Source organism: Paraconexibacter sp. (assembly GCF_059438195.1).
On the sequence record NZ_JBLKKY010000013.1, the window covers coordinates 33,159 to 54,510 of the forward strand.

General features: G+C 73.8%; 16 protein-coding genes and 1 pseudogene. 3 read left to right on the forward strand and 14 right to left on the reverse strand.

The window, feature by feature from the left end:
• Positions 1-30: 30 nt before the first annotated feature.
• On the reverse strand, positions 31-1,368 hold the full coding sequence (gltX, locus tag ACME2J_RS06785; RefSeq protein ID WP_495544130.1) for a glutamate--tRNA ligase: 1,338 nt from the start codon (positions 1,366-1,368) through the stop codon (positions 31-33).
• Positions 1,369-1,383: 15 nt separating this feature from the next.
• On the opposite strand from gltX, the gene ACME2J_RS06790 reads away from it, so the two are divergent.
• The 3 genes and pseudogenes from ACME2J_RS06790 (at position 1,384) to ACME2J_RS06800 (ending at position 4,561) form a co-directional block, all read left to right on the forward strand.
• The gene (locus tag ACME2J_RS06790; RefSeq protein WP_495544131.1) at positions 1,384-2,244 is read left to right on the forward strand and encodes a deoxyribonuclease IV; all 861 of its coding nucleotides are present in this window, start codon (positions 1,384-1,386) and stop codon (positions 2,242-2,244) included.
• 225 nt (positions 2,245-2,469) lie between these two features.
• A pseudogene (locus tag ACME2J_RS06795) lies at positions 2,470-4,032 on the forward strand (GMC oxidoreductase); the annotation flags it as partial.
• Between the two features lie 43 nt (positions 4,033-4,075).
• Positions 4,076-4,561 carry a hypothetical protein gene (locus ACME2J_RS06800; protein WP_495544132.1) on the forward strand — a complete coding sequence of 162 codons (486 nt, stop codon included), beginning with the start codon at positions 4,076-4,078 and terminating at the stop codon, positions 4,559-4,561.
• A 20-nt stretch (positions 4,562-4,581) separates the two neighbouring features.
• On the opposite strand, the gene dnaE is transcribed toward ACME2J_RS06800, so the two are convergent.
• The 13 genes from dnaE to rpmI form a co-directional block, all read right to left on the reverse strand.
• Positions 4,582-8,106, reverse strand: coding sequence for a DNA polymerase III subunit alpha (gene dnaE / locus ACME2J_RS06805; protein ID WP_495544133.1), 3,525 nt, complete (start codon positions 8,104-8,106; stop codon positions 4,582-4,584).
• A 52-nt stretch (positions 8,107-8,158) separates the two neighbouring features.
• Positions 8,159-10,375, reverse strand: a complete 2,217-nt coding sequence (locus tag ACME2J_RS06810) for a coiled-coil domain-containing protein (protein ID WP_495544134.1) — start codon at positions 10,373-10,375, stop codon at positions 8,159-8,161.
• Between the two features lie 81 nt (positions 10,376-10,456).
• The gene (locus tag ACME2J_RS06815) at positions 10,457-10,627 is read right to left on the reverse strand and encodes a hypothetical protein (RefSeq protein WP_495544135.1); all 171 of its coding nucleotides are present in this window, start codon (positions 10,625-10,627) and stop codon (positions 10,457-10,459) included.
• A gap of 103 nt (positions 10,628-10,730) precedes the next feature.
• Positions 10,731-11,999, reverse strand: coding sequence for an argininosuccinate synthase (locus ACME2J_RS06820; RefSeq protein WP_495544136.1), 1,269 nt, complete (start codon positions 11,997-11,999; stop codon positions 10,731-10,733).
• Between the two features lie 23 nt (positions 12,000-12,022).
• Entirely contained in the window at positions 12,023-13,177 is a 1,155-nt protein-coding gene (locus ACME2J_RS06825; protein WP_495544137.1) for an acetylornithine transaminase, read from the reverse strand.
• On the reverse strand, positions 13,174-14,052 hold the full coding sequence (gene argB / locus ACME2J_RS06830) for an acetylglutamate kinase (protein ID WP_495544138.1): 879 nt from the start codon (positions 14,050-14,052) through the stop codon (positions 13,174-13,176). Before argB ends, ACME2J_RS06825 begins: the two co-directional genes overlap by 4 nt.
• Positions 14,049-15,287, reverse strand: a complete 1,239-nt coding sequence (argJ, locus tag ACME2J_RS06835; RefSeq protein WP_495544139.1) for a bifunctional glutamate N-acetyltransferase/amino-acid acetyltransferase ArgJ — start codon at positions 15,285-15,287, stop codon at positions 14,049-14,051. The genes argB and argJ overlap by 4 nt, the downstream gene beginning before the upstream one ends.
• Positions 15,284-16,294 (reverse strand): N-acetyl-gamma-glutamyl-phosphate reductase, encoded by a 1,011-nt coding sequence (argC, locus tag ACME2J_RS06840; RefSeq protein ID WP_495544140.1) that lies wholly within the window; start codon positions 16,292-16,294, stop codon positions 15,284-15,286. Before argC ends, argJ begins: the two co-directional genes overlap by 4 nt.
• The gene (gene pheT, locus ACME2J_RS06845; RefSeq protein WP_495544141.1) at positions 16,287-18,788 is read right to left on the reverse strand and encodes a phenylalanine--tRNA ligase subunit beta; all 2,502 of its coding nucleotides are present in this window, start codon (positions 18,786-18,788) and stop codon (positions 16,287-16,289) included. Before pheT ends, argC begins: the two co-directional genes overlap by 8 nt.
• Positions 18,788-19,885, reverse strand: a complete 1,098-nt coding sequence (gene pheS / locus ACME2J_RS06850) for a phenylalanine--tRNA ligase subunit alpha (RefSeq protein WP_495544168.1) — start codon at positions 19,883-19,885, stop codon at positions 18,788-18,790. The genes pheT and pheS overlap by 1 nt, the downstream gene beginning before the upstream one ends.
• A 5-nt stretch (positions 19,886-19,890) precedes the next feature.
• Positions 19,891-20,646 carry a TrmH family RNA methyltransferase gene (locus tag ACME2J_RS06855; protein WP_495544142.1) on the reverse strand — a complete coding sequence of 252 codons (756 nt, stop codon included), beginning with the start codon at positions 20,644-20,646 and terminating at the stop codon, positions 19,891-19,893.
• 75 nt (positions 20,647-20,721) lie between these two features.
• Positions 20,722-21,084 (reverse strand): 50S ribosomal protein L20, encoded by a 363-nt coding sequence (gene rplT / locus ACME2J_RS06860; RefSeq protein WP_495544143.1) that lies wholly within the window; start codon positions 21,082-21,084, stop codon positions 20,722-20,724.
• Entirely contained in the window at positions 21,081-21,284 is a 204-nt protein-coding gene (gene rpmI, locus ACME2J_RS06865; protein WP_495544144.1) for a 50S ribosomal protein L35, read from the reverse strand. The genes rplT and rpmI overlap by 4 nt, the downstream gene beginning before the upstream one ends.
• Positions 21,285-21,352 lie beyond the last annotated feature (68 nt).

Genomic DNA, 21,352 nt, shown 5'->3' on the forward strand with positions numbered 1-21,352 from the left:
ATTGAGCCCTTTCGTCCACTCCGTGCGAGATCAGCCCGAAAGCGCCGCGTCGATGCGGCGCAGAGCCTCCTCGCGGCCGAGCGCCGCGACCGACTCGAAGATGCCCGGCGAGACCGTCGTGCCGGCGAGCGCGACGCGGACCGGCTGGAAGACGTCCTTCGGCTTCGCCTCGCGCGCCTCGACGACGCCGCGGAGGGCGGCGTCGACGTGCTCGGTCGTGAACGCCTCGTCGTCGAGCGCGGCGAGCGCCGCCCGCGCATCGGCGAGGGCGGCCCGCCCCTCCTCGCCCAGCCACTTCTCGCGGGCCTTCGGATCGTCGGCCGGGCCGTCGAGGAAGAACCCGGCGAGCGGCCAGAAGTCGGCGAGCGTCTGGATCTTCTCCGAGGAGATCTCGACGTACGGCCGCAGCCCGGAGCGCCCGGTGTGCTCCTCGAGCGCGGCGGTGAGCCCGTCGAGCGAGAGCTCGCGGACGTAGCGGCCGTTCATCCAGCGCAGCTTCTGCTCGTCGAAGCGGGCGGGGTTCTTCGAGACGCGGGTGATGTCGAACCGGCGCACGAGCTCCTCGGTCGGGATGATCGTCTCGTCGTCGACGTCCCCCCAGCCCAGGAGCGCGAGGTAGTTGCGCACCGCCGCGGGGAGGAAGCCGGCGTCGCGCAGCTCCTGGACGGACGCCGCGCCGTGGCGCTTGGAGAGCTTCTTCCCGTCCGGCCCGTGGAGGAGCGGGAGGTGCGCGAACGCCGGCGGGTCGGCGCCGAGCGCCCGGTAGACGAGGAGCTGCTTCGGCGTGTTCGAGAGGTGGTCCTCGCCGCGGACGACGTGCGTGATGGCGGCGTCGTGGTCGTCGACCGCGACCGCGAAGTTGTAGAGCGGGGTGCCGTCCGCCCGGGCGATGACCGGATCGTCGAGGTGGACCGTGCGGAAGGTCGTGTCGCCGCGGATGAGGTCGTGGACGACGAGCTCGTCGTCGTCCGGGACGCGGAGGCGGACCGCGCCCTCCTTCTCCTCCTCGCCGCGGAAGCCCCGGTCGGCACCGTGGCGGTCCTTGTAGGCGCGCACGTCGTCCGCGGTCGCGCTCGACCGGTAGGCGAGACCCTCGTCGAGGAGCCGCGCGAGGACCTCCCCGTGGCGCGGCGCGCGCTCGGCCTGGCTGATCGGGCCCTCGTCCCAGTCGAGCTCGAGCCAGCGCAGAGCGTCGAGGATCTGCTCGACGTTCTCGGGGGTCGAACGCTCCCGGTCGGTATCTTCGATGCGCAGGACGAGCGTCCCCTCGGGCCCGGAGCCGCGCGCGAGGAGCCAGTTGTAGAGCGCGGTGCGCGCGCCGCCGATGTGCAGCGCGCCCGTGGGAGAAGGAGCGAATCGGACCCTCATGAGGCAGGACACTACGTGCTGATCGGCTGCCACGTCTCGACGGCCGGCGGGCTCGACAAGGCGGTCGCCCGCGGCGTCGAGCGCGACTGCGACGCGATCCAGATCTTCAACCAGTCACCGCGCATGTGGCGGCCGACCTCCTACGGCGAGGACGACTTCGCCGCGTTCCGCGACGCCCTCGCCTCCTCGCGGGTCGAGTCGGTCGTCGTCCACGCCGTCTACCTCATCAACTGCGCGACGGACGACCCGGAGCTGCGGGAGAAGTCCCTCACCTCGCTCGTGCAGGCGCTCACGATCGGCGCGGGCATCGGCGCGGACGGCGTCGTCCTCCACCCCGGCTCCGCCAAGGGCGGGGACGTCGGGGAGGCCATCGCCCGCTGCGGGGAGACGCTTCGCGAGGCCCTCGACCGCACCGAGGGCTGCGCTCTCCTGCTCGAGGACACCGCCGGTGCGGGCGGCACGCTCGGGCGGTCCTTCGAGGAGCTCCACGACCTCCTCGACGCCTCGGGCGGGGACGGGCGCCTCGGGCTCTGCCTCGACTCGTGCCACCTCCTCGCCTCCGGCTACGACGTCCGGACCGCCGAGGACCTCGGAGCGGTGCTGGACGAGTGCGATCGCGCCGTCGGCCTCGACCGGCTGCGCTGCCTCCACGTCAACGACTCGCAGACCGGGGTCGGCTCCAACCGCGATCGTCACGCGCCGCTCGGCGAGGGCGAGATCGGCCGCGAGGGCATCGCCGCGTTCCTCAGCGAGCCGCGCTTCGACGGCCTCCCGATGATCTTCGAGGGTCCGGGCGTCGAGGGGAAGGGCGTCGTCGCGCGTGACATCGCCATCGCGCGCGAGCTGCGCGACGAGGGCCTCTCCGCCCGGGGTTAGGGCCCCCGTGCTCCGGGCAGATGAAGTGCGGCCTCCCGCCCCCGGTCCAGCGGAAGAGCGAGAGGCCGCCGCGCGAAAATACCACTCCGAGAACCGGACCGTGCGGGCGTGCGACCCCCTCGAGACCGGCACGGTCTGCGACAATCGTCGCGCCTTTGCGGCGTTCGCGGGTGCCCTCCGCTCGCGGCCGCCGTCACGGTGGTCGAGCGCCCGGCGGCGGCGAGCATGAGCGCCCACGAGGCCGGTCGACCCGTCGTCGAGTGCGACGTCGCGATCGTCGGGAGCGGGTTCGGCGGGGCGGTGAGCGCGCTGCGGCTCGCCGAGAAGGGCTACGACGTCGTCGTGCTGGAGGCGGGCCGCCGCCTCGGCCGTGACGACCTCGACAGGGCGCGACGCTCGCTGCGCGACTACCTCTGGGAGCCACGGCTCGGACTGCGCGGCTTCTTCTGGCAGCGGGCCTTCGCGCACGTCGGGATCATCGGCGCCACGGGCGTGGGCGGCGGCTCGATCGTCTGGGGCGCCGTCCTCCTCGAGCCGAAGTCCGCCTTCTACGACGACGAGGCGTGGGCCGGGCTCGCCGACTGGCGGGCCGAGCTCGCCGCGCCCTATGCGACGGCGGCGCGCATGCTCGGCCGCGTGGCGAACCGTCACCTCTCGGCGCAGGACGCGCACCTGCGCGCCGCGGCGGCCGCCGTCGGGGCGGAGGCGACCTGGGCCCCGGTCCCGCTGGCGATCCACTTCGGGGACGGGCCGGGCGTGACGACGGCGGACCCGTTCTTCGACGGGGAGGGCCCGCCGCGCACGGGATGCCGGCTCTGCGGCGGCTGCCTCGTCGGCTGTCCGTACGGGGCGAAGAACACGCTCGACCTCAACTACCTGCACCTCGCCGAGCGACGCGGCGCACGGATCCTGCCGCGGCACCACGTCGACGCGGTCGTCCCGCGGCCGGGCGGCGGCTACGCGCTGCATGCCCGCGACCCGCTGGCGCGAGGTCGCCGCGCCCGCCGCCCGGTCGTCCACGCGGGTCGCGTCGTCCTCGCCGCCGGCGTGCTGGGCACGCTCGACCTCCTCTACACCTGCCGCGACGACCTGCAGACCCTCCCCCGCGTGTCGCCGCGGCTCGGCGACCGGGTCCGCACGAACTCCGAGGCGGTCACCGGCATCCTCGCCGACGACCCGAGCGCCGACCTGCTCGACGGACCCTCGACCAGCTCCTCGTTCCACCCCGACGCCCGGACGCACGTCACCCAGAACCGCTTCCGCGGCGGCGCGAGGGTGCTGCGACCGCAGGTCGGCCCGCTCGTCGACGACCCCTCGCCGGGCCGGCGGCGCCTGCGGACGGTCGCAGCGATCGCACGCCGGCCGCGAGCGCATCTGCGTGCCGTCCTCGCCCGCCGGTTCGACGAGCGCTACACGGCGCTCACCGTCATGCAGGACCACGACAGCGCTCTGCGTCTCGCCTGGTCGCACCGGCTCACGCGCCCGGGGCGGGGCGCCCTCCGCTCCCGGCTCGCGGGGGGCAGTCGCCCGCCGAGCTTCCTCCCGGTGGCGAACGACGTCACCCGCGCGTACGCGCGGGCCGCGGGCGGCACGCCGCTCAACCTCCTCCCGGAGAGCGTCGGAGGCGTCTCGGTGACGGCGCACATCCTCGGCGGCGCGGTCATCGGCGCCGACGCCGCGACCGGCGTCGTGGGCCTCGACCACGAGGTCCACGGCCACCCGGGCCTGTACGTCGCCGACGCGTCGGCGATCCCCGCCAACGTCGGCGTCAACCCGTCGCTCACGATCACCGCGATGGCCGAGCGCTTCGCCGCCGCCTGGCCGCCGCGTGATGAGGCGCCTGCCGTCCCTGAGTCCACCGGGGCTCCCCTCCTCGCTCGTCGCCCTGCGGCGTCTCTACGGCCTCCTCCCCGCCCCGCGGCCGCAGAGCCTCCTCGGCGAGTGGAGCGCCGAGTTCGTGGGGCCGGCGTGGCTGCGTGCCGCCGCACCCGCGGGCGTCGGCCTCGCCGGCCTCCCGGGCTGGCGGGGCAAGCGGTGGGAGAGCCTCGACGGCGACGTCCTCTCGGGCACCAACCTCACCCGTCGGGGCCCGCGTCACGCGATGCGGGCCTGCGTCGAGGCCTCGGCGACCGACGGCCGCCCGGCCCTCGTCGTGCGGTACTCGGCCGACGCCCCGCTGCCCTGGCGTCGGGTCCGCGACGAGCTCCGCGTGCTCGACGCCGACCGCCTCCTCTGCGTGAGCTACGCCGACGGGCTCGGAGGCGCGCTGCTCGCGCTCCCGTTCCTGCTGCGCCGCGTCCCGGCACCGACCGGCTGACGCACCGCCGCGGCTCGGGATCAGGCGGCGGGCGCCGCCGCAGCCGGCCCGAGGAGGTGGGCGAGCTCGGCCTTGAGGCTCGGCGTCGGGGAGACGCGGTACTCCGGCCCGAGCTTGAGCATTCGCGGGCCGCCGGAGGTCGCGACGTGGAGGACGACCTCGCTCTCCCCCGGGAAGTTCCCGAGCACGTGCTTGAGGTCGTCGATGATCGAGGCGGGGAGCAAGGCGGCGTCGAGGCGCACGTTCACCGGCTCCGGGCCCCGCTGCTCCTCCGCGAGCTTCTTCGTCGCGGCCTCGACCTCGCCGGGCGTCGGGTCGAAGCGCTCGACGGTCGAGAGCATGATCGACGTCCCCCGGTCGCCGTGCTCGACCTTCCCGCGGACGAGGACGACGGTGTCGGGGACGAGGAGGTCCGAGTACTCGGTGATCGTCTTCTCGAAGGCGATCATCTCGACGGTCCCCTCGAGATCGTCGAGCGTGACGAACATCATCGGGGCGCCGTTGCGGGTGCGGATCTGCCGGACCGCGACGATGATGCCGCCGGCCGTCACCCAGTCGCCGTCGCCGACCTCCGAGAGGTCGCCGAGCGAGACGTCCGCCTTCACGCGGAGCGCGTCGCGCACGTCCTTGAGCGGGTGCGCCGAGACGAAGACGCCGATGGCCTCCTTCTCCAGCGCGAGGAGCTCACGCTGCTCGAACTCCTCCGCGGGGATCGCCGGATGGGCCGGGGCGGCGAACGCCGCGGCCGAGCCACCCTGCGTGCCGCCGTCGGCGGGACCGAGGTCGAAGATGGAGCCCTGGCCGATCTGGGCGTCCTGCTGGACCTTCTGCCCGGCCGCCTGCGCGGCCTCGAGCACGTCGAGCATGCCCTTGCGCGAGTGGCCGGTCGCGTCGAGCGCGCCCGACTTCACGAGGGCCTCGATCGTCTTCCTGTTCGCGGCGCGGTGGTCGACGCGCTCGCAGAAGTCCCAGATCGACGTGAAGGGACCGCCCTCCTCGCGCGCCGTCTTGATCGCCTCGACCGCGCCGTGGCCGACGCCCTTCACGGCGTCGAGGCCGAACCGGATGCTCCCGTCGACGACGACGAACTCGTGGTCGGAGACGTTGACGCACGGCGGGAGGACCTCGAGCCCCATCTCGTCGCATCGCGCGACGAAGAACGGGACCTTGTCCTTCGTGTCCATCACCGAGCTGATGAGGGCGGCCATGTACTCGGCCGGGTAGTTCGCCTTCAGCCAGGCCGTGCGGTAGCTGATGAGCGCGTAGCAGGCGGCGTGCGACTTGTTGAACGAGTAGTCCGCGGACTTCTCGTTCGTCGCCCACAGCTGGTCGACGACGTCCTTGCGCGTGCCCGAGGCGAGGCAGCCCTCGTAGAAGACGGGCTTGAGCTTCGCCATCGCCTCGCGGTTCTTCTTGCCGATCGCCTTGCGCAGATCGTCGGCCTGCGCGCCGGTGAACCCGGCGAGCGCCTTCGAGATCTGCATCGCCTGCTCCTGGTACAGGATGACCCCGTACGTCGGGCCGACGATCGGCTCCAGGCGCTCGTCCGCCACCCGCACCGACTCGGGATCGCGCTTGCCGCGCGCATAGGTCGGGATCTGATCCATCGCTCCCGGCCGGTAGAGCGCCACGAGCGCGACGAGATCGTCGAACTCCGTCGGGCGGACCTTCTTCAGCGCCTCGCGCATGCCCTCGGACTCGAACTGGAACACCCCGATCGAGTCGCCCCGCGCGAGCATGTCGTAGGTCTTCGCATCGTCGAGCGGCAGGTCCCGCATCGACGGGCGGTCCCCGGTCGAGCGCTCGATGATGTCGAGGGCGTCCTCGATGACGTCGAGGTTGCGCAGCCCGAGGAAGTCCATCTTCAGCAGGCCGAGCTCCTCGACCGGCTTCATCGAGAACTGCGTGACGAGCTTGTAGTTGCGCTCCCCGCCCGGGAGCGACGGCCCGGTCTTGTCCTCGGCGAGCTGCACCGGGACGACGTCGGTGAGCGGCATCCCCGCGATGACGACCGCCGCCGCGTGGATCGAGCTGTTGCGCACGATGCCCTCGAGCCCGCGCGCGAGGTCGACGACCTGCTTCGCGGTCGGGTCGGAGTCGTAGGCCTTGCGGAGCTCCTCCCCCTCCGCCAGGCACCTCTCGAAGCTCGGCGGCCGGCCCTGCTCGGGGTCGGGGATGAGCTTCGAGAGGTCGTCGCCGACGTTGTACGGGTGCCCGAGGACACGCGCTGCGTCCTTCGTCGCCGCCCGCGGGAACATCTTGCCGAAGGTGATGATCTGGGCGACGGACTCGCGGCCGTACTTCTCGACGACGTACTGCATGACCTTCTCCCGGCCGCGGACCGAGAAGTCGATGTCGATATCCGGCATCGACACCCGCTCCGGGTTGAGGAAGCGCTCGAAGAGGAGGTCGTACCGGAGCGGGTCGAGATCGGTGATCTGCAGGCAGTACGCGACGAGCGAGCCGGCCGCCGAGCCGCGGCCCGGCCCCACCGAGATCCCCGAGTCCTTCGCGTACTTCACGAAGTCCCACACGATGAGGAAGTAGGCGTTGAAGCCCATGCGGTCGATGACGCCGAGCTCCATCTCCGCGCGCTCGATCGCCTCGGCCGGAGGAGGCGAGCCGTAGCGCTCGTGGAGGCCCTGCATGACGAGCTCGCGCAGGTACGCCTTCTCGTCCTCCCCCTCCGGGAGGAACCGCGGGATGAGCTGGCCGCCGAGCGCGATCTCGACCTCGCAGCGCTCCGCGATCTCCACCGACGTCCGCAGGGCCTCCGGGGTCTCCGAGAAGTCCTGCGCCATCTCGTCGCTGCTCTTGAGGAAGAACTCGTTCGTGTCGAACGACATCTTCGGCTCGGCGAGCGTCGACTTCGTGTTCACGCACAGCAGCGCCGCGTGATGGTGGTAGTCCTCCCGGCGCAGGTAGTGGACGTCGCCCGTCGCGACGAGCGGCCGGCCCACCTCCCGCGCGAGGCGGATCATGCCCTCGTTGGCGATCGCCTGATCGCCGATCCCGTTCTGCTGGATCTCGAAGTAGACGTTGTCGGGGCCGAAGGCCTGCAGGAGGTCGTCGACGTGCGCCCGCGCCTCGTCGTAGGCGCCGGAGACGAGGCGCTGGTTCGCGCGCGAGGCGAGGCAGCCCGTCAGCGCGATGATCCCGGAGCCGTGCCGCTCGAGCTGGGAGACGTCGACGCCCGGCTTCCCCTGGTTGAGGCCGTCGGTGAAGCCCGACGAGGACAGCCGCACGAGGTTGCGGTAGCCCTCGTCCGAGGAGGCGATGAGCGTGAGGTGGTTGCGCTCGCACCGGCCTCGGTGCGAGTGATCGTCGACGAAGTAGATCTCGCAGCCGAGGATCGGCTTGATCCCGTGCTTCTTGCACGCCTTGTAGTGCTCGATCGCGCCGTTCATGACGCCGTGGTCGGTGAGGCCGAGCGCCGGCTGGCCGAACGCGGCGGCGCGCTCCGCGAGCGCGTCGAGCTTGCACGCGCCGTCCAGCAGCGAGTACTCGGAGTGGACGTGGAGATGGGCGAACGACGGCGACGTCACGGGGCCCACCTTAGGCGTCGGGCCGGACGGCCCGCCTCGGCGCCGACCGCGCTCACGCGCGGCCCTGGACCGCGTCGAACCAGCCGTGGACGAGAGCGACCGCCTCGAGGGCGCCGTCGGCCGTGGGAGCGTCTCCGCGCGGCGGCTCGAGACCGGCGAGGAGCGCGGGCAGGGCCGCGTCCGCGCAGCGCACGCGGGCGTGGAGCGCCGGCCTCCCGGGGGCCTCGCCGGCTCCGACGCGCAGGGCGCCGTCCTCGGCCCGGACGTGCCACACGCCCCCGCGGTCGCCCGCGACCTCGTAGGTCACGGCGACGTCGTGGCCGACCGTCGTCCCGGCGGGCAGCGCCCCGGCGAGGACCCGGAGCAGCGCGCCGGGATCCGCCGTCGCCTCGGCGGCGCGGAGCTCCGCGAGCGTCACCGGGGCGCGCAGCGCGCGCAGGAGGCGGCGCAGGCGCCGGCGGCGCCCCGCGACCCGGACGCCGGTGAGGTGGCGCGGAGCGCCGCCGGCGCCGAGCGGGACGAGCGCGGCCGCGGGCCCCTCGATCGAGAAGTCCGCCGCGGGGTCCGCGGCGGTGCGCGGACGGGCGTCGCCGCGACCGTCGGCGAGCGTCACCCTCCAGGCGCCGCCCTCCGCCGGGAAGAGGTCGTAGGCGATGCGTCGCCGCGTCCTCGCGGCGGCGGCCGGCGCGAACGCGGCGATGACCTCCGCGGCGTCGCGGGCGTCGGCCTGCGCGCGCGCGGCGAGAGCGGAGCCGAGCCAGGTCGGGTCGCTGCGCTCCGCCGTGCGCGGCGCAAGCGCGACGCCCTCGGCCGAGGCGGGCTCCGCTTGCGCCCGGCGCGTGCGGGCTGGCGCCTGCTGCGGCTCCTCACGCGGCGACGGCTCGTCCGTCCCCTCGACCTGGGCGCGGAGCCGGTCGGCGGCGCGCTCGAGGTCGGCGATGAGCGAGCTCGTCTCGCCCCCGGTCGCGCTCTCGCCCCCGAGGAGGTGCTCCGGGATCTCCGGCGGAGAGGGACGGGGCGGCACCGGGCCCGAGGGGGCGCCCTCCTCGACCCGCTGCCGGTCGAGGTCGCGGCGGAGCGCGTCCGCCCGCGACTCGGCGTCACGACGCGCCTCCCGGGCGCGCGCCAGCGCGGACTCCGCATCCTCGCGGGCGGCGCGCTCGACGCGCAGCTGCTCCTCGAGCCGCTCGACCGACGTGCGCAGGTGCTCTCGCAGCTCGGCGACGCGCTCCTCGACCGTCGCGAGGTCCGTCGCGACACGCGCGCGCTCCTCGGCGCGGGCGCCCTCGGCGGCGTCGGCGACCGCGCGCTCCACGCCGGCGCGGAGATCGGCGGCGACGGCCGCGAGCTCCGCTGCGAGCGCGACGACCGCCGCGTCGCGGGCCGAGCGCTCCTCCTCCCCGCGGACGGCGCGCTCGAGCCGCTCGCGCAGGTCCTCGATCCCCGTGCGGACGATCTCCTCGAGCCCGCCGCGGCGGCGCAGCTCCTCGGCGAGGGCGTCCCGGGCGGCCGTCGCCTCGTCGGCGAGCCGGCGGGCGTCGTCGGCGTCGCGGAGCGCCTGCTCGAGCGCGGCGGCGTCGACGTGCGGCCCGGAGGCGAGCTCGCGGGCGCCGGCGAGCGCGTCCCGCGCGTCGACGAGCGCCGCGCGCGCCCCGCCGAGCTCGTCGCGGATCCGCGCGCGCTCGGCCTCCAGCTCGGCGACCCGTGCGGCGAGCGCCTCCTGCTCCGAGACGCGACGGTCGAGCTCGTGCTGGAGCAGCATCCGCTCCGCGGCGATGCGCTCACGCTCCTCGTCCCCCCCGCCCGGCGCGGGCGCGGGTCGGGCCTCGACGGAGCGCCGCATCCCGTCGAGCTCGCGGGTGAGCTCGTCCTCCCGCTGCTCGGCGGCGCGCAGGCGGCGGCGGAGGCCATCGAGCTCGTCCCGCGCCTCGCGCCGCGCGACGACGGCCTCGTCCTCCAGCTCGACGCGGCGCTGCTGCTCGGCGAACTCGCGCTGCTCGGCGGCACGCAGATCGCGCTCGCGACGCGACAGCTCGGCGGCGAGCGCCTCGCGCTCGCGCTCGGACTCGTCGAGGGCCCGCTCCGCCTCGGCGAGCCGCGTCGCGAGGAGCACCCGGTCCTGCTCGGCGCGGTTCGCGCGCGTCTGGAGCGTCTCCTCGGCGAGCTCCGCGCGGCGCGCCCGGCGCTCGGCGAGCACCTCCGGGTCGACGACCTGCCCTTCCTCGTGCGGGTCGTGATCGTCGTCGTGCGGGGGATCGGCGGTGCTCACCGCCGTGAAGCCTAGGCCGGATCGCGGACGCGGGCCAGCGGACGACGCCGCAACGTGCGGGGTTTCGCGCCCTGGCGGGACCTACGAGCCGTCGCGCGCCTGGGAGACCGCGATCGCCGCGACCGCGGCGCCGACGAGCCCCGCCGCCGCGACGCGGCGTGACGGGACGAACCGGCCGTACCTGCGCCGGAGGTACCAGCGGGTGCCGTGCCACACGAGGAAGCCGAGGATCTGGTAGCCGCTGCGAGACATCGGCCGGTTCTTCCCGGGCCGCGTTCGCGCGAAACGTCCCGCCCGCCTGACGTTCGCTTCACATGGCGTGAGGAACGTCAGGTCGGATGGGCCGGGAGGTCGGTCAGGCGCCCTCGTTGCGGCGGCGCAGGCGGTGCGCCATCCGCGACTGCAGGGACCACAGCTCGATGAAGCCCGGCGAGGCCTGCTGGCTGAAGAGCCCGCCCGAGGTCTCGAACGTCGCGAGCGCCGCGTCGTAGACCGCGTTCGGGGACTCGCGCGTCACCGCGCGGCAGGAGCCCTTGTAGAGCTTGAGCCCGATCGTCCCGGTCACCTGGCGGTTCACCGACTCCATGTAGGCGTCGAGATCCTCGCGCAGCGGCTCCCACCACAGGCCGGCGTAGACGAGGTAGGCCCACTGCCGGTCGAGGTCGCTCTTGAACTGGTTCTGGTGGATCGTGCAGACGAGCCGCTCCAGCTCCGCGTGAGCGGTGAGGAGGATCTCCGCCGCCGGGACCTCGTAGATGTCGCGGACCTTGAGGCCGACGATGCGGTCCTCGATGTGGTCGACGATCCCGACGCCGTGCTTGATCCCGGCCTCGGCGACGGCCTCGAGGAGAGGGACGAGCTCCATCCGCGCCCCGTTGAACGCGACCGGGACGCCCTCCTCGAAGGTCACCGTGACGATCTCGGGCTCGTCCGGGGCCTCCTCGGGCCGCGTGACGAGCTGGAAGACGTCGTCCTCGGGCGCGTGGTCGAGCTCCTCGATCCACTTGCCCTCCGACGACCGGCCCCAGAGGTTGTCGTCGATCGAGTACGGCGTCTGCTCGACGCCGCCCTTCACCGGGATGCCGTGCTCGCGTGCGTAGGCGATCTCCTCCTCGCGGCCCATCTGCCAGCCGCGGACCGGGGCGATGACCTTCAGCTCGGGGGCGAGCGTCGCGACCGTCGCCTCGATGCGGACCTGGTCGTTGCCCTTGCCCGTGCAGCCGTGCGCGATCGTGTCGCAGCCGTGACGGCGCGCGTACTCGACCGCGATCTTCGCGATCAGCGGCCGGCCGAGCGCCGTGAAGAGCGGGTAGTGGAGCCCGTAGATCGCGTTCGCCTTGATCGCCGGGACGATGAAGTCCTGCGCGAACTCCTCGCGCGCGTCGACGACCTCGGCGGCGACGGCGCCGATCTGGAGCGCCTTGCCCTTGACGACGTCGTAGTCCTCGCCCGGCTGGCCGAGGTTGATCGTGAGCGCGACGACCTCCGCGTCGTACTCGTCCTGGATCCACTTCAGCATGACGCTCGTGTCGAGGCCGCCGGAGTAGAGGAGGAGGACGCGGTTGACCTCGTCGGGCTCGGCGAGGTAGCTGGCGGTGCGGGTGCGGGGCTGCTCGGTGCTCATCTGGCGGCGAAGAGTACGGGCGATCAGGACAAGAGCGCGTCGAGACGCCCGAGCGCCTCCCCGAGGTCCCCGCCCGAGATGACGAGCGGCGGGAGCAGACGCAGCGTCGACGGGCTCGTCGCGTTGAGGACGAGGCGCTGCTCGACGAGCGCCCGGCCGACGAGATCCATGGCGTCGACGCCCTGCAGCTCGACGGCCTGCATGTAGCCGCGGCCGCGCACCTCGACCGCGCCGGGGAGGTCGCGGAGGCGCTCGGCGAGGAGCTCGCCGCGGGTGCGGACCTCGGCGAGCAGCTCGGGGTCGCTCACGACGTCGAGGACCGCGAGGGCCGCGGCGCACTGCACCGGCCCTCCCGCGAAGGTCGAGCCGTGGTCCCCGGGCGCGTAGACGTCGGCCATCGCCGCCCCGGCGACGAGCACGCCCATCGGCAGCCCGCCGGCGATCGCCTTCGCGACGGTCATCGCGTCCGGGACGACCCCCGACTCCTGCCAGGCCCAGAGGTCGCCCGTGCGGCCGAGCCCGCACTGCACCTCGTCGAAGATGAGCGCGGCGCCGTGGGCGTCGCAGGCCTCGCGCGCGGCGCGCAGAGTGTCCGCGTCGAGCGGGTAGACGCCGCTCTCCCCCTGGACCGGCTCGAGGATGACCGCGGCGGTGCGCTCGTCGACGGCCTCGCGGATCGCGTCGGCCGTCGGCTCGACGGCGACGAAGCCGGGGACGAGCGGCGCGAACGGCGCCTGCTTCGACTCCTGCGGCGTCGCGCTCAGCGCGCCGTACGTGCGGCCGTGGAACCCGCGGCGCACGGAGACGACGCTCCCTCCCTGCCGACGCTTGCGCGCGCACTTCAGCGCGGCCTCGACCGCCTCGGCGCCCGAGTTCGTGAAGAAGACGCGCGTCCCGCCGCCGAGCCCGGAGAGCTCCGCGAGCCGGCGGCTGAGCTCGACCATCGGCTCGGTGTAGAAGAGGTTGCCGACGTGGATGAGCTCCCCGGCCTGACGGCGGACCGCCTCGACGACCGCGGGATGGCAGTGGCCGACCGAGTTGACGGCGAGGCCGGTCTGGAGATCGAGGTACTCGTGCCCGTCGGCGTCCCAGAGCCGCGCGCCCTCGCCGCGGACGAACGTGACCGGCTGACGCGCGTAGTTCGCCGTGAGCGCGGCGTCGCGCGGATCGCCGCTCACGCCGCCGCCCGGATCTTCGTGCCGATGCCGGCGTCGGTGAAGAGCTCGAGGAGGAGCGAGTGCGGCACGCGCCCGTCGACGATGTGCGCGTAGGTGACGCCGCCGTGGATCGCGTCGAGGCACGCCTGGAGCTTCGGCCGCATGCCTCCGGCGACCTCGGGCAGCATCCGCTCGACCTCGTCGGCCCGCGCCTCGGAGATGATGCTCGACGGGTCCGAGGGGTCGCGCATCCAGCCCTCCACGTCGGTGAGGAACATCACCTTGTACGCCCCCATCGCGCGCGCGACCGCGCCGGCCGCCTCGTCGGCGTTGATGTTGTACGAGTCGCCGGCCCGGTCGGCGCCCACGGACGCGATGACCGGGATGTAGTCCTGCGCGATGTGCTGGAGGACGTCGACGTCGACGCGGTCGATCGTCCCGACGAAGCCGAGGTCCTCCCCGCCGTCGGCCCGGTGCTTCTCGACGCGGAAGAGCCGGCCGTCGTCGCCGCAGAGGCCGACCGCGGACTGGCCGTGCCGGCCGATGCGCAGGACGATGTCCTTGTTCACCTTGCCGACGAGGACCATCTTCGCGATCTCGACCGTCGCGGCGTCCGAGACCCGCAGGCCCCCGACGAACTTCACGTCCATCCCGAGGCGCTCCATGTAGCCCGTGATGTCGGGGCCGCCGCCGTGGACGACGATCGGGTTGAGCCCGACGTACTTGAGGAGCACGATGTCCCGCGCGAAGTCCTCCTTCAGCTCCGGGTCCGTCATCGCCGCCCCGCCGTACTTCACGACGACCGTCCTGCCGTGGAACTCGCGGATGTACGGGAGAGCCTCGAGGAGGGTCCCGACGCCCTGCTCACCCTGGCGCCGCCGCTCGTCCTGCGTCATGTCGTGTACTCCGCGTTGATCGTCACGTACTCGTGGGAGAGGTCGCTGAAGAAGACCTCGGTCTCGGCGCCCTCCCCGGGGAGCCCGACCGCGTAGTCGACCTCCGGGCCGGAGACGGCCTCGGCGAGGGCGGGCTCGTCGAACGGCACCGCGGCGCCGCGGGCGCACACCGGCGTGCCCTCGATCGCGATGTCGACCGGCACGGGCTCGCCGCCGGCGAGGGCCATCCCCGTCGCCTGGGCGATGCGGCCCCAGTTGGGATCGCCGCCGTGGAGCGCCGCCTTGACGAGCGGGGAGTTCGCGATCGCCCGCGCCACGCGTTCGGCCGCGACCGGATCGCCGCCGGTGACGACGACGCGCCCGACGCGCCGCGACCCCTCGCCGTCGCGGACGATGAGGAGGGCGAGCTGACGCAGCAGCGCGTCGAGGGCCTGGCCGAAGCGCCTCTCGTCCGCGGTCTCGGGCTCGACGCGGACGCCGCTCGCGCCGGAGGCCATGAGGATCGCCGTGTCGTTCGTCGAGAGCTGACCGTCGACCGAGATGCGGTCGAAGCTGCGCTTGACGCAGACGCCGAGGAGGAGGTCGGCGGTCTCCTCCGCGAGCACGGCGTCGGTCTGGACGAAGCAGAGCATCGTCGCGAAGCTCGGCTGGATCATCCCGGCGCCCTTCGCCTGGGCGGTGATGACGACGTCCCCGCCCGAGAGCGACACCCGCAGGCGCACGCGCTTCGGGAAGGCGTCGGTCGTCCGGATCGCGTCGCCGAAGGCCTCGTCGCCGTCGGCGCGCAGCTCGCTGCGCGCCGACGTGAGGCCGCGGACGATCTTCTGCCCGTCGAGCTGGACGCCGATGACGCCGGTCGAGGCGATCGCGACCTGGTTCTCGGCGACGCCCGCGGTCATCGCGGCGGCGCCCTGCATCTTGGCCGCCTCGTCCATCCCGCGGCCGCCGGTCGCGGCGTTCGCGTTGCCGCTGTTGGCGGCGATCACGCGGATCGCGTCGAGCCGCACGCGCTGCTTGCAGACGACGACGGGCGCCGCGAGGACGCCCGAGCGGGTGAACCGCGCCGCGCTCGTCGTCTCCTCGGCGTCGCTGACGAGCAGCCCGAGGTCGGCGTTGCCGGACTCCTTGAGGCCGCAGGCGACGCCGGCGGCGCGGAACCCGAGCGGCAGCCCGGCGCCGTCGAGGACCTCGACGCCCTCGGGCTGCGGCACCCAGCGCGAGTCGAAGAAGGTCATGGCACGAGTCCTGAGGTCTCCTCGAGCCCGAGCGCGAGGTTGAGGTTCTGCACCGCCTGCGAGGCGGCGCCCTTCCAGAGGTTGTCGATCGCGCAGAAGACGAAGACCTTGCCGGTCCGCTCGTCGCTGAGCGCGTGGACGCGCGCGAGGTTCGTCTCGCGGACGTCGCGGACGCCGGGCGGGCGGTCGGCGAGCTCGACGAACGGCTCGTCGCCGTAGCGGTCGCGCAGGAGCACGTCGACCTCGTCCTGGCTCACGGCGCGCGTCGTCGTCACGTAGCCGGAGATGAGCTCGCCCTGGTCGAGCGGCAGGAGGTGCGGGACGAACGTCACCGGGGTCGCGCCGCCGAGCGCGGCGACCTGCTCGTCGATCTCGGGCATGTGGCGGTGACCCGCGACCCCGTAGGGCTTCGCGTTCTCCGAGACGGAGACGAAGTGCGTCGTCGCCGTCGCCCCGCGGCCGGCGCCGGAGACGCCCGTCTTCGCGTCGAGGACGGCGTCGGCGACGAGGCCCGCCTCGGCGAACGGCGCGAGCGCGATGAGCGCCGCCGTCGGAAAGCAGCCGGGGTTCGCGACGAGCGTCGCGCCGCGCAGCGCGTCACGGTGCAGCTCCGGCAGGCCGTAGACGGCCTCGTCGAGGAGACCCGGGGCCTCGTGCGGGACGTACCACTGCTCGTAGGTCGCGAGGTCGCGCAGCCGGAAGTCGGCGCTGAGGTCGACGACGACCACGCCCCGCTCCCGGAGCGCCGCGACGACGGGCGCGCTCGCCCCGTGCGGGTAGGCGACGATCGCCGCATCGGCCGCCTCGGCGTGACGGTCGACGTCGAGCTCCTCGAGGACGACCGGCACGCGGTGGTGCGGGTAGACGCTGTCGAGGCGGACGCCCACGTCGCTGCGCGCCGTCGCCGCGCTCAGCGCGAGGTGCGGGTGGTGGTGGACGAGGCGGGCCGCGATCGCGCCGGCGAACCCGGCGGCGCCCGCGACGAGGACCTTCGCGTGCTCAGCCACGCAGCTCACCTCCGACCTGCTCGGCGAGCGCCGCGACGATCTTCTCGCGCAGCGGCGCGACGTCCTCGTCGGTGAGCGTGCGGTCCGGCGCGCGGAACTCGCAGTGGATGGCGAGCGAGACCCGGCCCTCGCCGAGCTGCTCGCCGCGGTAGACGTCGAAGACCCGCGCGTCGGCGAGGCGCTTGCCCGCCGCCCCGCGGATGACCTCGAGGACCCGCGCGGCCGCGACGTCGTCGCCGACGACGACGGCGAGGTCCTCGCGCACCGACGGGAAGCTCACGAGGTCGCGGTAGGTCGTCGACTCGGGCGCGTGCCCCACGACCTTCCCGAGGTCGAGGGCGAAGACGGCGACCGGCTCGTCGCCGAGGTCCCACTCCGCGGCGACGAGCGGGTGGATCTCGCCGAGGAGGCCGATGCGCTCCCCGCCCGCCTCGACGGCGGCGCTGCGGCCCGGGTGGAGGAACGGCCAGGCGCCCTCGGGGGCCTCGGCGACCGACCACTCGACGCGCAGCGCCCCGAGGACCGTCTCGAGGACGCCCTTCGCCGCGAAGACGTCGGCACGCGGGGCGTCCCCGTCCCGCCAGCTCCGGGGCGCCGTCGCGCCCGTGAGGAGGACGGCGAGCGCGTGGTGCTCGTCGGCGGGCGCGGGCCGGTCCCCCGACCAGAGCCCGGCCGCGGCGGGGTGCGCGCGGTACACGCTGCCCGACTCGAAGATCGCGATGTCGGCGTGCCCGTGGCTGCGGTTGTACGCGGCCACCTCGAGGAGCGAGCCGACGATCGTCGGGCGCAGGATCGACTGCGCCTCGCTCATCGGGTTCTCGAGGACGACGACGTCGCGCAGGGCGTGGTCCTCGGCGATCCGCAGGCGGTCGAGGAGCGCCGGGTCGGCGAACGACCAGCCGCACACCTCGTGGAGGCCCGCGCCGACGAGTGCGTCCTCGGCGCGCCGGCGCACCTGCTGGGCGTGGGTGAGCCGCGCGGCGTGGCCGGTGCGGTTGTGCGGGAGGGTCGCCGGGAGCGCGTCGAGCGCCTCGAGCCGCGCGACCTCCTCGACGAGGTCGGCCTCGCGCGTGACGTCGATGCGGCGGAACGGCGGGACCGTGACGTCGAGCCCGTCCTCGGCGTCGGCGACGCCGAACCCGAGCGTGCGCAGCACCGCGGCGCTGCGGTCGCGGTCGACCGGGGCGCCGAGGAGCCCCTCGACGGCCGCGTCGCGCAGGCGGATGACCTGCGGCTCGGGGCCGTCCCCGCCGATGTCGAGCGTGCCGCCGACGGGGCGGGCGCCGCACAGCTCGACCATGAGGCGATGGGCGACGGCCTGCGCCTCCATCGCCTGCTCCGGGGCGAGGCCCTTCTCGAACCGCGAGCCGGCCTCCGAGCGCAGCCCGAGCCGCGACATCGTGCGGTTGATGTTCGGGCCGTCCCAGGTCGCGACCTCGATCAGCACGCGCACCGTGTCGTCGTAGATCTCGCTGCGCTGTCCGCCCATGACGCCCGCGATCGACGTGGGGCCCTCGCCGTCCTCGAAGACGAGCATCTCCGAGTCGAGGGTCCGCTCGACGTCGTCGAGCGTCGTCACCGTCTCGCCGTCGCCGGCGCGGCGCAGGACGAGGGTGCCGCCGGCGATGCGGTCGGCGTCGAAGGCGTGGAGCGGCTGGCCCGTGAGGAGCATCACGTAGTTCGTGATGTCGACGACGTTGTTGATCGGGCGCTGGCCGGCGGCCATGAGCCGGGCCTTGAGCCAGCGCGGCGACGGCCCGAGCCGGACGTCCTCGTAGAGGCGCCACGTCATCCGGGCGCAGAGGTCGGGGGCGCGGTTCTCGATCGTGACGTCGCCGGCGCGGCCGGGGGTGGGTGGGGTTCCCCTCGGGACGGTCTCGAGCTCCTCGTAGGCGGCGCGGGCCTCGTCGGCCTCCCAGGGCGGCGGACCGAGCGGCGCGCCCGTCGCGGCGGCGGCCTCCCGCGCGACGCCGTAGACGCCGAGGCAGTCCGGCCGGTTCGGCGTGATCTCCAGCTCGAGGACCGTGTCGCTGATCGGGAGGACCTCGGCGAGCGGCGTCCCGGCGGCGAGCGCGTCGTCGAGGACCATCGTGCCCGCGTGGTCGACGCCGATCGCGACCTCGTCCTCGGCGAGGATCATGCCCTCGCTGCGCTGCCCGCGGAGCTTCGCGGTCTTCAGCTTCGTGCCATCGGGCATGATCGAGCCCGGCCGGCCGACCGCGACCGTCTGCCCCGCGGCGACGTTCGGCGCGCCGCAGACGATGTGGGCCGGATCGCCGTCGCCGACGTCGACCGTGCAGACGCTGAGCTTGTCGGCGTCCGGGTGCTTCTCGCACGTGAGGACCTTGCCGACGACGAAGTGCTCGAGCGCGTCGACGCCGTGGTGGTGGATGCGGTCGACCTCGGTGCCGGTCATGGCGAGGCGCGTCGCGAGCTCGCGGACCGGGAGGTCCGGGACGACGTGGTCGTGGAGCCAGGAGAGGGGGACGCGCATCAGCCGAACTGCTCCAGGAAGCGAAGGTCGTTGTCGTAGTAGAGGCGCAGGTCGGGCACGCCGTGCTTGAGCATCGCGATCCGCTCGATGCCCATCCCGAACGCGAAGCCCTGCGTTTTCGCGGGGTCGTATCCGTGCTCTTCGACGTAGGCGAAGACGTTGGGGTCGACCATGCCGGAGCCGAGGATCTCGAGCCACCCCGTCCCCTTGCAGAGATTGCAGCGCTGGGAGTCGGAGCCGGCTCCGCCACGGCGGAGGGTTCCGGTCCCGGCGCACTGGAAGCAGCTCACGTCGACCTCGACGCTCGGCTCGGTGAACGGGAAGAAGTGCGGGCGCAGGCGCACCTCGCGCTCCTCGCCGAAGATCGCGCGGGCGAACGCGAGCAGGACGCCCTTGAGGTCGGCGAGCGTGATGTCCTCGTCGACCCACAGGCCCTCGATCTGGTGGAACTGCGGCGTGTGCGTCGCGTCGGAGTCGCGGCGGTAGACCCGGCCGGGGACGATGATCGCGATCGGCGGCGGCTGGGCCTCCATCGCGCGGATCTGCATCGGCGAGGTGTGCGTGCGCAGGACGACCTCGTCGCCGGCGGCGGCAGCCGGCGTCGCGGTCTCTACGTAGAACGTGTCGCTGCGCGCCCGCGCGGGATGCGCCGGGACGTGGTTGAGGGCGTCGAAGTTGTAGTGGACCCACTCGACCTCGGGGCCCTCCATCACCGAGAACCCGAGACCGAGGAAGACGTCCTCGATCTCGCGCCGCGTCTGCGTGAGGAGGTGGAGGCGCCCGACGGGACGCACGGGCGTGCCGGGCAGCGTGAGGTCGACGGCGTCGGCGGCGAGCTTCACGTCGAGCTCGGTCGCCGCGAGCCCGTCGAGCCGCTGCTCGATGAGCGCCTCGAGGTGCTTGCGCGCCTCGTTCGCCGCCTTGCCCACGGGCCCGCGCTCCTCGGGCGGCAGGTCGGCGATGCCGCGCAGGATGTTCGGCAGCTCGGCCTTGCGGCCGAGGTGGCGGATCCGCAGCTCCTCGAGCTCGGCGCTCGTCGACGCCGCCTCGACGGCGTCGATCCCCTCGGCGCGCAGCGCCTCGATCCGGTCCATCACGTCACTCATCGGTCGGCCACGATATCTCCGGTCGGCGTGGGCCCAGCGGCCGCCTCGCGGCGCGCGAGCTCGTACAGGGCGACCGTCGCCGCCATCGCCGCGTTGAGCGACTCCGATCCGGCGGCGATCGGCACGTGCGCGACGTCGTCGCAGGCGGCGACGACGTCGTCGGGAAGACCGTCGCGCTCGGCGCCGACGAGGAAGGTGACGTCGTCGCTCGCGAGGTCGAGCGCGTGGAGCGGCGACCCGGCGCGCGCGACGAGCGCGACGGTCCGCCCGGGCAGGTCACCCGGCCCGCCGGCGCGAGCGAGAGGGACCGCGAACAGCGCGCCCATGCTCGCGCGCACCGCCTTCGGCGAGTACGGGTCGGCGGCGCCGGGCCCGAGCGTCACCGCGCTCGCGCCGAACGCGAGCGCCGAGCGCAGGACCGTCCCGACGTTGCCGGGGTCGCCGACGCCGTGGAGATGGACGACGCGCCCCGCCGCCGGCGCGTCGACCCACCGCTGGCGCAGGATCGCGAGCGTGCGCGTCCCCGAGCCGAGCTGCGAGGCGCCGGCCAGGAGAGCCGGCTCGACCTCGGTCCCGGGAAGCCCGCTCCCGGCGGCGCACAGGGTCGACTCGGGCTCCCAGCCGGCGGCCGAGGCCGCCGCGACGAGGTCCTCCCCCTCGGCGACGAAGAGCCCCGTGCGGGCGCGCTCCCGCCGGGCCGCGAGCTTGCGGACCTGCTTCAGCGTCTCGTTGTGGGGGCTCGTGATGACCATGTCCGGGAAAAGAAAAGGGCGCCGTCCCTGATGAGGAACCGGCGCCCGTGAGGCTGGTGCGTTGGCTGGTGCGCGCTACGCAGCGGCCGACGCCTCGCGGGCGGCGGCGACGAATCGCTTGAACGTCTCGGGGTCGCGGACGGCGATGTCGGCGAGCACCTTGCGGTCGAGCTCGATGCCGGCGAGCTTCGCGCCGTGGATGAACTCGCCGTAGGTCATGCCCTCCTGGCGGGCGGCCGCGTTGATGCGGGCGATCCACAGCCGGCGGAAGTCGCGCTTGCGGTTGCGGCGATCGCGGTACGCGTACGCGTCCGCCTTCATCACCGCTTCCTTGGCGCGCTTGTAGTTGCTGTTCGCCTCGCCGCGGAAGCCCTTCGCGCGCTCGAGGGTCGCGCGACGCTTCTTCTTCGCGTTGACGCTGCGCTTGACGCGGGTCACTTGGTCTTCGCCCCCAGGAGCTTCTTGACGCGCGGAGCGTCGTGGTCGGTGAGGATCACCGGGGTCGAGAACGAGCGCTTGCGCTTCGGCGACTTCTTCTCGAGGATGTGGCTCGAGTGCGAGTGGCGGGCCTTGACCTTGCCCTTCGCCGTCACCTTGAAGCGCTTCTTCGCGCCGCTGTGGGTCTTCATCTTCGGCATGGCGGACGCGTGAGTATGGCAGACGCGACGCGACGGGCGCGGGCCGGTCCGTGCGACCGGCCCGACGG

What these genes read in the sequence shown, in the direction of transcription:
- gltX (WP_495544130.1), bottom strand. Translation starts at nt 1,368, where the DNA reads ATGAGGGTCCGATTCGCTCCTTCTCCCACGGGCGCGCTGCACATCGGC.
- ACME2J_RS06800 (WP_495544132.1), top strand. Translation starts at nt 4,076, where the DNA reads ATGAGGCGCCTGCCGTCCCTGAGTCCACCGGGGCTCCCCTCCTCGCTC.
- ACME2J_RS06815 (WP_495544135.1), bottom strand. Translation starts at nt 10,627, where the DNA reads ATGTCTCGCAGCGGCTACCAGATCCTCGGCTTCCTCGTGTGGCACGGC.
- ACME2J_RS06820 (WP_495544136.1), bottom strand. Translation starts at nt 11,999, where the DNA reads ATGAGCACCGAGCAGCCCCGCACCCGCACCGCCAGCTACCTCGCCGAG.
- argB (WP_495544138.1), bottom strand. Translation starts at nt 14,052, where the DNA reads ATGACGCAGGACGAGCGGCGGCGCCAGGGTGAGCAGGGCGTCGGGACC.
- argJ (WP_495544139.1), bottom strand. Translation starts at nt 15,287, where the DNA reads ATGACCTTCTTCGACTCGCGCTGGGTGCCGCAGCCCGAGGGCGTCGAG.
- pheT (WP_495544141.1), bottom strand. Translation starts at nt 18,788, where the DNA reads ATGCGCGTCCCCCTCTCCTGGCTCCACGACCACGTCGTCCCGGACCTC.
- ACME2J_RS06855 (WP_495544142.1), bottom strand. Translation starts at nt 20,646, where the DNA reads ATGGTCATCACGAGCCCCCACAACGAGACGCTGAAGCAGGTCCGCAAG.
- rpmI (WP_495544144.1), bottom strand. Translation starts at nt 21,284, where the DNA reads ATGCCGAAGATGAAGACCCACAGCGGCGCGAAGAAGCGCTTCAAGGTG.